Annotated in this window: 12 protein-coding genes; 10 read left to right on the top strand and 2 right to left on the bottom strand. The window is 29.8% G+C overall.

The annotated features are described in order from the left end of the window. Positions 1–229: 229 nt before the first annotated feature. Both NXS15_RS02470 and NXS15_RS02465 read right to left on the bottom strand, forming a co-directional pair. Positions 230–568: an MG284/MPN403 family protein gene (locus NXS15_RS02470; protein WP_259290283.1), complete on the bottom strand. Its 339-nt coding sequence runs from the start codon at positions 566–568 to the stop codon at positions 230–232. 168 nt (positions 569–736) lie between these two features. After that, a complete protein-coding gene (locus tag NXS15_RS02465) occupies positions 737–1,186 on the bottom strand; it encodes an RpiB/LacA/LacB family sugar-phosphate isomerase (protein ID WP_259290282.1) in 450 nt (149 codons plus the stop codon). A 148-nt stretch (positions 1,187–1,334) separates the two neighbouring features. Here NXS15_RS02465 and NXS15_RS02460 point away from each other — a divergent pair, with 148 nt between their 5' ends. The 10 genes from NXS15_RS02460 (at position 1,335) to NXS15_RS02420 (ending at position 14,345) form a co-directional block, all read left to right on the top strand. Continuing rightward, positions 1,335–3,395 carry an Mbov_0121 family peptidase domain-containing ABC transporter gene (locus tag NXS15_RS02460; protein ID WP_259290281.1) on the top strand — a complete coding sequence of 687 codons (2,061 nt, stop codon included), beginning with the start codon at positions 1,335–1,337 and terminating at the stop codon, positions 3,393–3,395. A 122-nt stretch (positions 3,396–3,517) separates the two neighbouring features. Further along, positions 3,518–3,760, top strand: coding sequence for an MAG1140 family protein (locus tag NXS15_RS03795; RefSeq protein ID WP_396888599.1), 243 nt, complete (start codon positions 3,518–3,520; stop codon positions 3,758–3,760). 41 nt (positions 3,761–3,801) lie between these two features. Continuing rightward, positions 3,802–4,257, top strand: a complete 456-nt coding sequence (gene ybeY, locus NXS15_RS02455) for an rRNA maturation RNase YbeY (protein WP_259290280.1) — start codon at positions 3,802–3,804, stop codon at positions 4,255–4,257. Positions 4,258–4,259: 2 nt separating this feature from the next. Further along, positions 4,260–4,652 carry a cytidine deaminase gene (cdd, locus tag NXS15_RS02450; RefSeq protein ID WP_259290279.1) on the top strand — a complete coding sequence of 131 codons (393 nt, stop codon included), beginning with the start codon at positions 4,260–4,262 and terminating at the stop codon, positions 4,650–4,652. 1 nt (position 4,653) lies between these two features. Next, the gene (era, locus tag NXS15_RS02445) at positions 4,654–5,529 is read left to right on the top strand and encodes a GTPase Era (RefSeq protein WP_259290278.1); all 876 of its coding nucleotides are present in this window, start codon (positions 4,654–4,656) and stop codon (positions 5,527–5,529) included. Positions 5,530–5,542: 13 nt separating this feature from the next. Then, positions 5,543–6,604: an aminopeptidase P family protein gene (locus NXS15_RS02440; RefSeq protein ID WP_259290277.1), complete on the top strand. Its 1,062-nt coding sequence runs from the start codon at positions 5,543–5,545 to the stop codon at positions 6,602–6,604. Between the two features lie 2 nt (positions 6,605–6,606). Beyond that, entirely contained in the window at positions 6,607–7,956 is a 1,350-nt protein-coding gene (locus NXS15_RS02435; protein WP_259290276.1) for an aldehyde dehydrogenase family protein, read from the top strand. A gap of 80 nt (positions 7,957–8,036) precedes the next feature. Further along, positions 8,037–9,470, top strand: coding sequence for a proline--tRNA ligase (proS, locus tag NXS15_RS02430; protein ID WP_396888603.1), 1,434 nt, complete (start codon positions 8,037–8,039; stop codon positions 9,468–9,470). A 47-nt stretch (positions 9,471–9,517) separates the two neighbouring features. Next, complete coding sequence (locus NXS15_RS02425) at positions 9,518–9,901, top strand: MG284/MPN403 family protein (RefSeq protein WP_259290274.1); 384 nt, start codon at positions 9,518–9,520, stop codon at positions 9,899–9,901. A gap of 70 nt (positions 9,902–9,971) precedes the next feature. Then, positions 9,972–14,345, top strand: a complete 4,374-nt coding sequence (locus NXS15_RS02420) for a PolC-type DNA polymerase III (RefSeq protein ID WP_259290273.1) — start codon at positions 9,972–9,974, stop codon at positions 14,343–14,345. Positions 14,346–14,351: the final 6 nt, after the last annotated feature.

Below are 14,351 nucleotides of genomic sequence, written 5' to 3'. Positions count from 1 at the left end.
TTGTGGTATAATATATTCAGTTGTCAGGGGGGGGTTGTTCCCTCCTTTTCATTTACTAATTTTTTTTAAAATCAAAAAAGCTGCAAGTAGGTTGCAGCTTTTTTACACACTAATTTTTTACGCATTCTTTTTATTTTTGTCTACGTTAGGATTGGAAGAGACTTTCTTTACAGTAAATTCGTAAGGATCAATTTTTAAATCTCTTTTTTCTACGATTTGCGGTTGTGGATTAGCAGTTAAGATAAAAATACAAAAACTCCTCTATTGCTTTTTTTCTATTTTTATAATAAGTGGTTTTTGAAAAATGCAAATCGTATCAATCTCTATTATTATTTTCGTTAAATTCATTTCTTATAATAAAAGCACTTTCAGGCTTTAAAAGTTCCAATGTTCTTTGAAATTTTGATTCGGGAAAATTGGCTTTGTTATTATTCTGAATACTCAATAACAATTTATTTTTAACTTCATTTTTCTTGTAAGCTTTGTCTAGCATCGCAAGAGATTTCACTGCGTTATACCTTTGTTGCGGCGAAAGTGTATTGTAGTATTGGTTTATTGTTTGTATCATTTTTCTCCTTTCGCTATATCATTTACTTTTTGATTTGAAAAATAGAATAAAAAAACTTTTTTAATATTTTTAGCCTGTTTTTACGGCAAAATTACTAAATTTATCAGTATTTTATAGAAAATTAATTAAAAAAAGCAGTACAACTGCTTTTTATGAATATGTCGGGAATTAATCTTCGAAGTGTTCGATATCTTCAATACGTTGTTGGTGTCTTCCACCTTCATATTGGGTTTTTATATATTCATCCACCATTTTTTTAGCTTCTTCAAATGATACTTGTCTTCCACCAAAGACTAAAACATTAGCATTATTGTGTTGTTTTGCTAGTCTAGCATCTTCTACTGATGTTACACGAGCTGCTCTAATTTCATGGTGGCGATTCAATGCGTATGAAATACCTAAACCAGTACCACATAAACCAATACCAAACTCATTATCATTTTTTTTGACATAGTTTGCTAATAAGTGTCCTTGTAAAGAATAAGAAACTCTTTGTGAATCATCAGCAGGGCCTAGATCAACAACTTCATATCCTAAACTTCTTACATATTCAACTAATTTATTTTTTAATTCAACAGCAGCATGGTCGCTTGCTATTGGTACTATTTTTTTATTCATAATCTTCTCCTTTTATTTATATTACTATTATAGTGATAAAAAAATAATGCGAAATAACACTTTTTTGTCATTTATTATTAAAAAACGATTTCTTTTTATAATAAATTCCGTTTTTTTGAATTATTAAAGCGTTTTTTGTTTTATTGACATGAGAATAACAAAACAATACGACACCAAAGATTGCGGCTTACATATCTTGCAATATTTATTTAAAAAAATGAATCATCAAGATGTTGATATATCATATTTGAAATTAAACACAAATTATAGTGATGAAGGAATTAATTTAGTTTCACTGAATTATTTAGCAAATCAACAAGGAATAAATTTAACTGCCTTTAAATGTGATTTTGAACAACTTATTTCAATAAAAAAAGAAGACCTTCCAATAATTATTGTTGTTAATGAAAACGGCTACTCGCACTACTTATTAGTTGAGAAAATTAAAAAAACTCACATTGTAGTGCAAGATTCAAGAGTAGGCTCATCGGTAAAGATTAATTTTGAGCATTTAAAAGAAATTTATACAGGAGTTATTTGTTTTATTGAAAAAGAACACGATTCAAATCTCACTGAGCCAGTTTTAAAAATCGATAATAAATTCAAAGCATTATTTAATTTTAATTTATACAATTTTGTTTTAATTTTGTGTGCAATTATAAATACTGTATTTACATTTGTATCATCATTTTTTATCAAAATAGTCTTTGATTCAATTTTGCCTAACCGACTAGAAAAAACATTATTTTTATTATTTTCACTTTTTATTTGATTGAATATGCTTCGTGTGATTACCAATTTTATTAAACATCTTATTGTTAAAAAAATCACCAATAAAATGGAAATTGATTTAAAAATAGCAATTTTCACCAAACTCAATAACTTATCAATAAATGAGATGAGCAAATTGACAAAAAATGAAATTTTTAAACGCATAAGCTATATATCTTTAATAGCAAACTATAAAGCAAATTTTGTTTATTCATTCTTTTCGAACTTATTTGCTATTGTTGCTAGCAGTGTTTTATTGATCTGAATAAGTATTGAAATATTCAGTGTAATTTTTATAATTAGTTTATTCGTTTCAATTATTAATTTCATTTTCCATTTGTTTATAGAGAAAAAATATTTATCTCATTTACAAAAAGCACATCAATATAATCAATCTGAATTTGACTCTGTATACGGAGTTAATTCTTTCGAAAATGACATTGAAAAAAGATTTCTTGAAATCAATCGTACAAATTCATTAATAAATTTTAAGCAAAGCGAATACAAATTGAAAATCAACGAAAATTACTCATTCTTATTTTCAGAATTATTATTGAGTAATGTTTCTATAATAATCACCACTATTTCAACATTTTTAATTTTTAAAAATAAATTGTCCCTTGGTTCGTTGGCAATGATACTGAGCGCTATGTCGTTTTTTATACATCCGGTTAGTGGTCTAACATCTCTAGTTATGATGTATTCGATTGTTGAAAAACATATTTCTATGATTAATTTTCTGCTGAACTTGAAGAATAAAAAAACTAACAACGATGGCTTGCGAATTGACAAAATAAATTCGATAGCGTTAAAAAATATTAAATATGGCTATGAAACCGGCGTTGATTTATTGAATATAGATGAGCTTAATATTGAAAAAAGTTGCGTCATTGTTGGTGGTAACGGAAGTGGCAAAAGTACTTTATTAAATTTATTACACTATCGTTTTACTGATTGAACCGGCGATATTTTAATAAATAACCATAATTTGAAATTCATTAATGATGAACATATGATAAATAACACAATTTTAATCAATAACAACGTGTATATTCCGGATATAACTATCTATGATTTTTTAACACTCAAAAATTATGAAAAGATTGAAGAATTCAATAAAAACATTGAAAAATATCAGCTAGATGAGTTGATGGAAAAATTGAATTTGACATTAAATTTATACTCGAAAAATAACGCAACTAATTTTTCATCAGGGCAAAGGCAATTCATAATTTTACTTAAATTATTTACTCAAAAATACAATTTAATTTTATTGGATGAAGCATTTGAAAATATCGATAAAGAGATTTTTGAGCAAATTAAACAAAAAATTACTGAATATCAAAAAAATGCAATGTTTATAGAAGTGAGTCATTCACATAAATACTTAAAACAAGAGGAGGTTATTGACATTGAAAAGATTAACAGAACTCAATAAGTATTTTTGAATCAGTATTGCATTAATATTATTATTTTCAATCTTTTTATTGTATTTTTTGTTGATTTCGAATATAGAAAAAACAATCAAAATTCAATTTATTATTGATCCTAACAAAAAAAATGATTTTGCTAGCACCCGAGAAATCATTATTCTTTATCGAAAAAAATAAACAACTTACAATATCTTACTCTGGAAAAATATACACATTAAAGGTGTCGGGTATAAACACAATTAATAGCAATGTTTTTGTTACTTTTTATACTATTCCGCCCAAAGTAAAATTAATTCCCAACACGACTATTGACGGAGTTTTAATTTACGATAAAGTAAGACTTATTGACTCCCTTATTGCATTTAATTAATATTAAGATAAGAAATAAATTTTTAATATTATAATTAAATCATGATTGAAATTAATATTAATATAGAGAATGGCAATTCATTCAATTTTGAAAATGAATATAAACAAATACTGCAAAATTTACAGGATTATTTCGGTATAAAAAAGACAATAATATTAGATGTTTCAATTGTAAATAATGAAAAAATTAAGGAATTAAACAAAGAATATCGTGGCAAAGATTATGCCACTGACATTTTGTCTTTTGATTTTGGTAATGATGACATTTACGCTGATTTACCAATTTTACCAATCGGTGAGCTGGTAATTAGCCACGAGAAAGTTGAACAACAAGCTCAGGAATACAATCATTCACTGCGTCGTGAATATTGTTATCTATTTGCTCATGGTCTAATTCATCTAATGGGTTATGATCACGAAATTCCAGAAGAAAAAATCGAAATGGACAAAATGGTTGATGATATTTTTAATCCCTTAGGTATTACGAGAGAGGAATAATTATGGATGTAAATAAACTAAAATCATATTTAAAATTTTCTTATAGCCCTTGATCTAATTTTAAGGTCGCAGCTATAGCTATTGATGAAGAAGGAAGAGAATGACCAGGTGTAAATGTTGAAAACGCAGCCTTTCCATCTGGTCTATGTGCTGAAAGATCAGCTTTATTTGGCTCAGTAGCAAACGGTGCAAAAGTTGGAACATTTAAAGAAATTCATGTAATTTCATCAGGTGCTGCTGTTATTTCGCCTTGTGCTGGTTGTAGACAAGTTATGACTGAATTCATGGACGATAATGCTTCAGTATATTTATATAGTGGTGACGGGCAAACAGTGCAAAAATACAAACTAATTGAACTTGTTCCACTGCCAATTAGAAGTGAGCAAATTAAATAAAATGAAAGTATGTATTGTTTCGATTATCGGTAGACCTAATGTCGGTAAATCATCGCTGTTGAACCAAATTTTGAACTATGAACTAGCTGTCGTATCGAACATACCACAAACAACAAGAGATCAAATTAGTGGTATTTATAACGAAGAAGGGTGTCAAATTGTTTTTGTTGACACCCCCGGGATTCACAAACCCTTAAATAAGTTAGGTGAAGCATTGAATAAAAATGCCTATGATTCATTGAAAGACATTGATTGTATTTTATTCTTAACTCCTGTAAACGAGTTGATCGGTGCAGGTGATTTGAATATTTTAGAAAAAATTAAAGATAAGACTAATAAGATTGCAATAATTTCGAAAATGGACTTAGCCAAATCACCTGATGAAGTAGCAAGCAAAATTAAAGAATTGCGTGATCATGGCTTTGAAAATATTTTAAGTGTTTCAACAGACAATGATAAGTCAATAAAAATGTTGATTGAAGAACTAAAAAAATATACCTATGAAGGGGAACCATATTACGACGAGGACTTTATAACTGATAAGTCAATGCGCTTTATGGCTAAAGAAATAATTCGTGTATCAGCTATGAAGTTATTAAGAGATGAGTTGCCGCATTCTATTGCTGTCGAGGTTAATGAATTTAATGAAGATTATGAAAATGACCAAATCATAATTGAAGCAAATATTTTTGTAAAAAAAGCTTCACAAAAAGGAATGGTTATTGGTAAAAATGCTCAAATGATTAAGCAAATCGGTATAGATGCTCGTAAAAGAATGAGTAATTTATTTAATTCTCATGTACAACTACATTTAAAAGTAAAAGTTGCCGATAAATGAATTAACAATGATAAATTCTTGAAGAAATTCGGGTATTAGGTAGGAGTAAAAAATGAATAGAAAATATTTAGAAAAAATGTTTGCAGAACACAAAGTTGACGCATTAGTTTCAGAAGCTCAACAAACAAGACTGTGACTAACTGGAATTCAAACAACTGACGGCTATGTCATTATTGAAAAAGACGAAGCTCATTTGTTTGTTGATGGTAGATATATAGAGTATGCAAGAAACAACGCAAAAAATGTGACTGTACACTTATTAGCAGGAACTTCAATGAAAGAATTTTTTGAAGAAAAAAAATACAATAGAGTGGCTTTTGAAAAAGACTATTTAAAAATTGAAACCTGACAATATCTACAAAAATTAATTAAACCAAAAGAAGAAGTTTTTATTTCAGGACAAGAATTGAGAATTTTAAAATCTGAAGAAGAAATTAAAATTATGCAAGCATCAATCGATATTTCATTGAAATCATTAGAACAATTGAAACAATGAATTAAACCTGGTTTTACTGAAAAAGAGGTGGCAGCTAAATTAAATTACTTAATGAAATTAAACGGAGCGGAAAAAGAAAGCTTTGATGAAATAGTTGCATCAGGACCATCATCAGCCGAACCACACCACCACCCAACCGATAGAAAATTAGTTGCTGGCGATTTATTAAAAATAGATTTTGGTGCTTTATACAAAGGTTATTCAGCAGATATAACAAGAACATTTATTTTGTCTAATGACGGGGCAGAAGTTCAAGCAAACAATCCAAAAGCACAAGAAATATTAGATATTGTTTTAGCGGCAGCTAAAGCAGGTAGAGATGCTGTTAGACCAGGGATCAAGGCAAGCGAAATAGACAAAATTTGTCGTGATTATATTGAAAAAGCTGGCTACGGTCAATACTTTGTACATGGTACTGGACACGGTTTAGGGATTGATGTACATGAATTACCATATGTAAGTTCAAAAGCAAAAGACTATACTCTTGAACCTGGAATGGTTATTACTGTTGAACCTGGAATTTATATTGAAGGTTTAGGAGGAGCAAGAAACGAAGACGACGTTTTAGTCACCGAAACAGGTCGTTATGTATTTTCTAGACCTGAAGAGAGATCATAAAAATGACAGATATTGAGTCAAAAAAATATTCCTTTTTAGTACAAAAATGTATTGATGAACCTTTCGTTACATACAAACAACGAATTGAATTGCTTAAGAAATTATTAAAAATTGTACGAGAGAATGAAGAACAAATAAGTAAGTCACTTTATTTAGATTTGAATAAACATGCCAATGAATCATATTTTAGTGAAATTGGTTTAGTTATCAGAGAAATAAGAAAGACTATTAAGAATTTAAAAAAATGAATGAAACCCAAAAGAGTAAAAACACCGTTTTTGCTTTTTTCTGGTAATTCAAAAATAATTCAACAAGCCAGAGGTTTGTGTTTAATTATTAGTCCATGAAACTATCCTTTTTACTTAACTATGATGCCTTTGATTTCTGCGATTGCGGCAGGCAATAGAGTTATTATTAAGACTTCGGAATTGAGCGAAAATACAACAAAATTATTGAATGAATTATTGAATAATCATTTTGATAAAAATTTTGTTTATGTAATGAATTCAAGTATCGAAGGTATTATTGAAATGCTAAAAAATCGCTTTGATTTTATTTTCTTTACTGGTTCCGAAAGAGTGGGAACATTAGTTAGTCAACAAGCTGCAAAATTCCACACACCTATTACTTTGGAATTAGGTGGTAAATGTCCAGTAATTATTGCCGACGATATTGATTTAGAATATTGTGCCTCGAAAATTATGTCTGCAAAATTAATTAATTCAGGACAAACTTGTGTGGCACCAGACTATGTAGTAATTGAAAAAGGAAAAGCAGATAAATTCGTTGATTATTGCAATAAATATGTTGAAACACATTTGAGCGATTTGCGTGAATTTCCAAAAATAATTTCTCCGCTTCATTATCATAGAATACTAAATTTGTTGCCTGATAATGTAAATATTGAGCATTTTGAAGATATGCAAAAAATTTATCCTAAAGCTTTTGTTTCAAAATGAGATAGCAAAGCAATGCAACAAGAAATTTTCGGCCCTTTATTGCCGGTCATTGGATACGATTATTTTAATGAAGTTGTTAACAAAATATCGCTTAGATCACAACCATTATCAACTTATTTATTTACAAAAGATAGTAAGAAAATGGATTTTATATCTAAAAACATCAAAACAGGTTCGTTAGTGATTAATGATTTAATGATTCAATTAGTATCGGAAAATTTACCATTCGGCGGAGTCGGAAGCTCGGGTAATGGTAGAACACACGGCTATGCAGGTTTTTTAAATTTTTCAAATCCAGTAAGTTTTTACAGAAGGAAAAATTTTTCGACAAAATTGAGTGAACATCCGTATACTCAATCAAAATTATCAATAATAAAAAAAATATTAAAATAGAGTGCTTCAGGGCAAAAAGGCTAAAAAAGCACTTTTTTTTATATGTTTATACGGTGTTTGCAAAATATTGTATAATGAAAATTATGAAAGAATTAGATAAAATTACACCACAAGAAACTGACTTTGCTAAATGATATACAGATGTTGTTAAGCAAGGTAATTTAATAGCTTACGGACCATTAAAAGGCACATTAGTTTTCAAACCAAATTCTTACGGAATTTGAGAATTAATCCAAAGATATTTAAATGAAGAATTTGGTCGTTTGGGCGTTAAAAATGTTTATTTACCTTTATTGATTCCTGAGCGTCTTTTCCAAAGAGAAAAAGATCATATTGAAGGTTTTAATCCCGAGCTAGCAACTATTACTCATGTGGGTGAATCAAAACTTGAAGAAAAAGTTTTTGTTCGTCCAACATCTGAAGTTTTATTTGCCGACTTGTTTAAAAATTCAATAGAATCATACAAAGATCTTCCTATTGTTTATAACCAATGAGCCAATGTTGTTCGATGAGAAAAAACAACCAATCCTTTTTTAAGAAGTAGAGAATTTTTATGACAAGAAGGACACACTTGTCATAATAACCCAATGGAAGCTAGACAACTTACAAGAACAATGATTTCGCTATATGCTAAGTTCTTAAAAAATTATTTAGCTATCCCAGTCATTGTCGGTAAAAAAACACCGAAAGAAAAATTTGCCGGTGCATGTTCAACATACACAGTTGAAGCAATGATGAAAGACGGTAGAGCATTACAATCAGGAACAAGTCATTATTTGGCACAAAATTTTTCTAAACCATTTGAAATTATTTTTAAAGACGAAAACAACAATAAAGATTATGCATATCAAACATCATGAGGTGTTTCAACTCGCTTGTTGGGAGCAATTATTATGACCCATGGTGATAATCGTGGAATTGTTATTCCACCAAGAATTGCCCCTACCCAAATCGATATAATTGAAATTTTTGCAAACAAAAGCCCTAGAGTTGGGGAAGTTGCTAAGAAATTATTAAAAGAGCTAGGTAGAATTTATAGAGTAAAACTAGATAATTCTGAAAAAAATCCTGGATTTAAAGCATCTAATTCTGAGATTCAAGGTACACCATTAAGAATCGAAGTAGGTCCACGTGATTTGGAAAATGATTTGGTTACAATCGTGCGTAGAGACACCCTAGAAAAAATAGTTTTACCTATAAATGAAGTTAAGAAAACTGTTAAAACTTTATTGAAAGATATTCACAATAATTTATATAACAATGCTAAAAGAAGATTGGACGAAAACACAGCTCGTGTTGATGATTACGAAGCATTTAAAACTGAGATCAATAATCAAAAATTCGTTCTTGCCCCATTCTGTTGTCAAAGCGAAGCTGAGGACTTAATTAAAAACGAAACTGGTGCAACATCACGTTGTATTCCTAAGACAATGGAAAGACCATTTAAAACGATGCCTTGCATCATTTGTCGTAAAGAAACTAAGCGTTTCGTTATCTTTGCTAGAGCATATTAGTTAAACTTAACTTAACTAACTTTTTTCTTAGAAACAGAGAGGTAATTATGTTTCAAAAACTTATTCAAGGTCTGGATATGAGCGAAGGTTTAACAAATTTGCAACGTTATAATGTCGTTTCGCAAATTGCTCAGTTAGAACTTGGACATGCAAAAGCTAAAAAGTTTGCCGCTCTCAATGCAATCAAGAGGCCTTCACGTTTATCGGATGAGAAAAAAGATTCACTATTCAATTATTTTAGTGAAAATATGCAAAGAGTATTAACTTGTGTTTCAAAGTTAAATAAGGAGTTAATAATACAATTATTTTTAATTCCTAACGAAGATAAAAAATGATGAGAAGCGTTATGCTCTAAAACAACATTTTATAAACGTCGTAAAGAAATGGTTGATGAATTTATTTTTTACTATTTTTCAAATTACGACAACTAGCCACTAATGTGGCTTTTTACTTTAAAAGAACAGTATTTTAGTTAATTTATTGTTTACAACGGAGGCGTTTATGAGTTCAACAAATAACAAACGATTTATTAAATTGTGTAATTCATTGAATTTACAAATTTCACAAAGTTTACAAAAAACCGAAGTGGAAAGATATGTACACGACCAAACAAGTGATGTTTTGGAAATTTGGTTTAATTTTAATGATGAAATAGTAACTGATGAATTTTTCGAATTTCATAAATCAATATTAAATAATGCACATTATCGTATAATGCCACATTATCAATTTGATATTTTGCAATATAAACAAGAAAATATTGTTAATTTTATTGAATATTTATTGAATAAATCGCCAAAATACTCAGATTTGAGAAAATCTAAATTTCACAAATTAATGTTAAATAAAGATAACAATAAGTTTGAATTTATTGTTAATGATGAAAATGAATTTAATCATCTAAAACCAAAATTAATGCATTTTGTTGAACAATTGAAACTTTACGGATATAAATTACTAGAAATCGATATAAAGTATGTTCCAGTTAGCGCCCATGAATACGAATTTAGGGCTAATGTTGAATATAAAAAAGAAGAGATTGAAGAATTCAATCGTATGATTAAACAAATTGAACTCAATAAAAAAACAAATAATTCACACTCTTCGGGCAGTTCTAAATCTAAATTTACCAAACGTTGATCGCAAAAAAAATACCAGCAAACTAAAATTAATGAAATAAACACTTTTCCTGAAAAAAGTGATGTTGAAATAGTCGGGGAAATTTTTGAATACGAATTATTAGAAACCAAAAACGGAAAATTTATCTATTCTCTGTCAATATGTGATTATAACGACGCCATTAGTGCCAAATGATTTAGAAATGAACCGTTAGATGAGTCAATAATAAGTAATGATTTTGTTAAAGGCAAATGAATAGCAATTAGGGGTACAACTGCTATTCAAGCATATGGTAAGCCTGAGTGATTCATTTATATTGATAATTATGAACTAACTCAACCTTCTTATTCAATTAGTAAAGATGAATCTGATAAAAATGAAAAACGTGTTGAGTTACATGTTTCTTCAAAATTAAATACGATGGATGGAATAATTGAGCCCGACGAAATTATCAAAAGAGCTCAAAAATTTGAAATGCCAGCAGTCGCTATTTCTGATTTAGATGCGGTGCAAGGATATCCACGTTTTTATCAAGCGGCTAAAAAATCCAATGTTAAGGCGATATACGGAGCCTCTTATTCAACATATTTTAAAAGACCTAAAATATTTTTAGGTTCAGTACCTAAGGGTAAAATCAATGACCAAGTTTTTATTTCGTTTGATATTGAAACAACTGGTTTAAGCCCTCGTTTTCATGAGTTAATTGAGTATGGTTCATACTCAATAGCTATTGAAAAAACTGACCCTAAACCAACGCAATTTTTAATTAAACCTAAAGAAAAAATCAAGCCTTTTACTACATCGTTGACAGGGATTACACAGCGTGATATTGACACGAAAGCTATTGACTATCGTGAAGCGTTGCAAAGAATTTACAATGATTTAGACGGCAAAATTGCACTTGCTCACAACGCAAAATTTGACTTTAATTTTATTAAAGAACAATTTAGAATCCATAATATGCCATTCCCTAATGTTACTGTTATTGACACATTGATAGTTTCTAGATTGATATTTCCTGAACGTAAAAAACACTCATTAGGTGATTTAGCGAATAATTTAGGTGTTGATTATAACCCTAACGTAGCCCACCGTGCAGACTATGATGCTAAAGTTTTGGCAGATGTTTGAGTCGAAATGATGCACAGAATGGGTGTTAATGGTGTTTTCACTTTTGAAGATTTATACAATTATGAACCTGAACAAAAATTTAGGGATCGTTTTCCTTATACAATCAGTACTTTAGTTAAGAATCAACAAGGATTGAAAAAGCAATTCAAAATGGTAAGTGATTGTTTAACAACAAATTATAGTTACGGACCAAAAACCTACTTTGAAGATGTTAAAAAAGATAATGATTTATTGATTGGCTCGGGAACTTTAAGATCTAAGTTGCTTGATGATTATTTTTACTCAAATAATGAAGAATTTTTGAATGAAATATTGCGTTACGATTATATTGAAATACCGCCACCGCAGTGTTTTCAACACTGAATTGATATGGATTTCATTACAAAAGAACAACTTCATTCTTCTTTAAAAGAAATTATTATCACGGCTAAAGAATTTGGCAAAATTCCTGTAGCAACTGGAGATGTTAGATATCTAGATTTAATGGATAAAAAAGCATTTGAAATTCTAGTTTATGCCAAAGGAATTGGCGGCTCAAGACACTATCTATACAATTATTCAAGAGCAAGAGATAAAATATTGACTATTCCTAATCAACATTTTTTAACAACTGATGAAATGATAGAGCAGTTTTCGTTTTTAGATGATCAAGACTTAATCAATGAAGTAGTCGTCAAAAATACTCAAAAAATTGCAAATATGATTGAAGATGTACAAGTAATTAAAGACAAACTATACACGCCGAATTTTGATGATTCTAAAACGAAATTGCGTAATCTTGTTTATGAGAATGCTCATAAAAAATACGGCGAAAATTTACCATCTTTAATTAAAGAGAGAATTGAAGCTGAATTGACACCAATCATCAAATATGGTTTTGACGTTATATACTGAATTTCACACAGATTGGTAAAAAAATCGCTTGATGAAGGCTACGTTGTTGGTAGTCGTGGGTCGGTTGGTTCTTCGCTAGTGGCGACTTTAAGTGATATTTCGGAAGTTAACCCACTAGATCCGCATTATGTTTGTGACCAGTGTAAACATTTTGAATTAGCCAATATTGACTCAATTACTTCTTGCTATGATTTGCCGGATAGATTATGTCCTAAATGCAATGTGAATATGAACAAAGACGGGCATTCGATTGCTTTCGAAACATTTTTAGGTTTCGAAGCTGATAAGGTTCCAGATATTGACTTAAACTTTTCGGGTGAATTTCAAGGTGAAGTTCACAATGAAACAAAAAGATTATTTGGTGAAACGCACACATTAAGAGCTGGTACTATTTCAACAATTGCTTTTAAAACCGGTTATGGCTATGTAAAGAGTTTTCTTGAAGAAACTGAAAAAAAATATTCTGATTCGTTTGCTTCCTTTTTAGCACAAAAAATCGAAGGTGTTAAAAGAACAACTGGTCAGCATCCAGGTGGTATAATAATTATTCCGACTGAGTATGATGTTTTTGATTTTACTCCAGTCAATTATCCAGCCGATGATACAGATTCAACTTGATTGACAACGCACTTTGAATATAAGGCAATCCACGATAACGTTTTAAAATTAGATCTACTTGGACACGATAATCCTACTATTATTAAAATGTTAGAAAAATACACAGGAATTAAGATTTCATCACTGCCGAAAAAAGATGAAAAATTAATTGAAGTTTTCACATCAACCAAACCATTAGGCATTGAGCCTAGTGATATAGGTTATGAAGAAACTGGAGCAATTGGACTGCCAGAATTTGGTACCAAATTCGTACGGCAAATGTTGGCACAGGCTCAGCCGAAGTCGTTTGCTGATCTTGTTTCTATTTCGGGTCTAAGTCACGGTGAAAGCGTGTGATTGGGCAATAACCAAGATTTAATTATGTCGCAGGGCTTTACTTTACCAGATATTTTTTCATGTCGTGATGATATATTAGCAACTTTAAGGAAAGAAGGTGTTCCTAACCGGTATGCTTTCGATATTATGGAAAAAGTACGTAAAGGTAAAGGTTTAACCGAAGAAGAAGAAAATAAATTGATTGAGTACAAAGTGCCAACGTGACAAATCGAAAGTATGAAAAAGATTAAGTACATGTTCCCTAAAGCACACGCTGTTGCGTATGTGTTGATGGCATGATGAATAGCGTGGTTTAAAATCAATAAACCACTAGCGTTTTATGCGGCATATTACGCAACGCATGCTAATGCGTTAGATATTGAGGGAATGATAGATGTTAAACACGGTAAAAAGGCCCACAATAAATTAACTGCTTTGGAAGCAAAAAATAAAAATGAATTAGAAAATAAAGAAAAAATTATTATGCCTATTCTTGAAATAACGAGAGAATTATATGCCAGAGGATTATATATTTCCAATATTGACATTGAAAAATCACTATCACAAGAATGATTGATAGATGAAGAAAATAATTGCTTAATCCCACCGTTTAGTGCATTAGATGGTCTTGGTAAAGCTGTCGCTGATTCAATTATTACGGCTCGTAATGAAAAACCATATACATCAGTTCAAGATTTTACAAATCGAGCAAAAGTGAATAAAACATTAACAGAAAAAATGAAAGAGTTAGGTGTTTTTGGAACTTTAGATGACACTGATCAAATAAGATTATTTTAGAGGTAA

The organism is Mycoplasma sp. CSL7475-4, from assembly GCF_024834065.1.
In the GTDB taxonomy this organism is placed as follows: domain Bacteria; phylum Bacillota_I; class Bacilli_A; order Mycoplasmatales; family Metamycoplasmataceae; genus Mycoplasmopsis.
The sequence above is the reverse complement of the archived record's forward strand: the minus strand, read 5'-3'. Positions and strand labels throughout refer to the sequence as shown.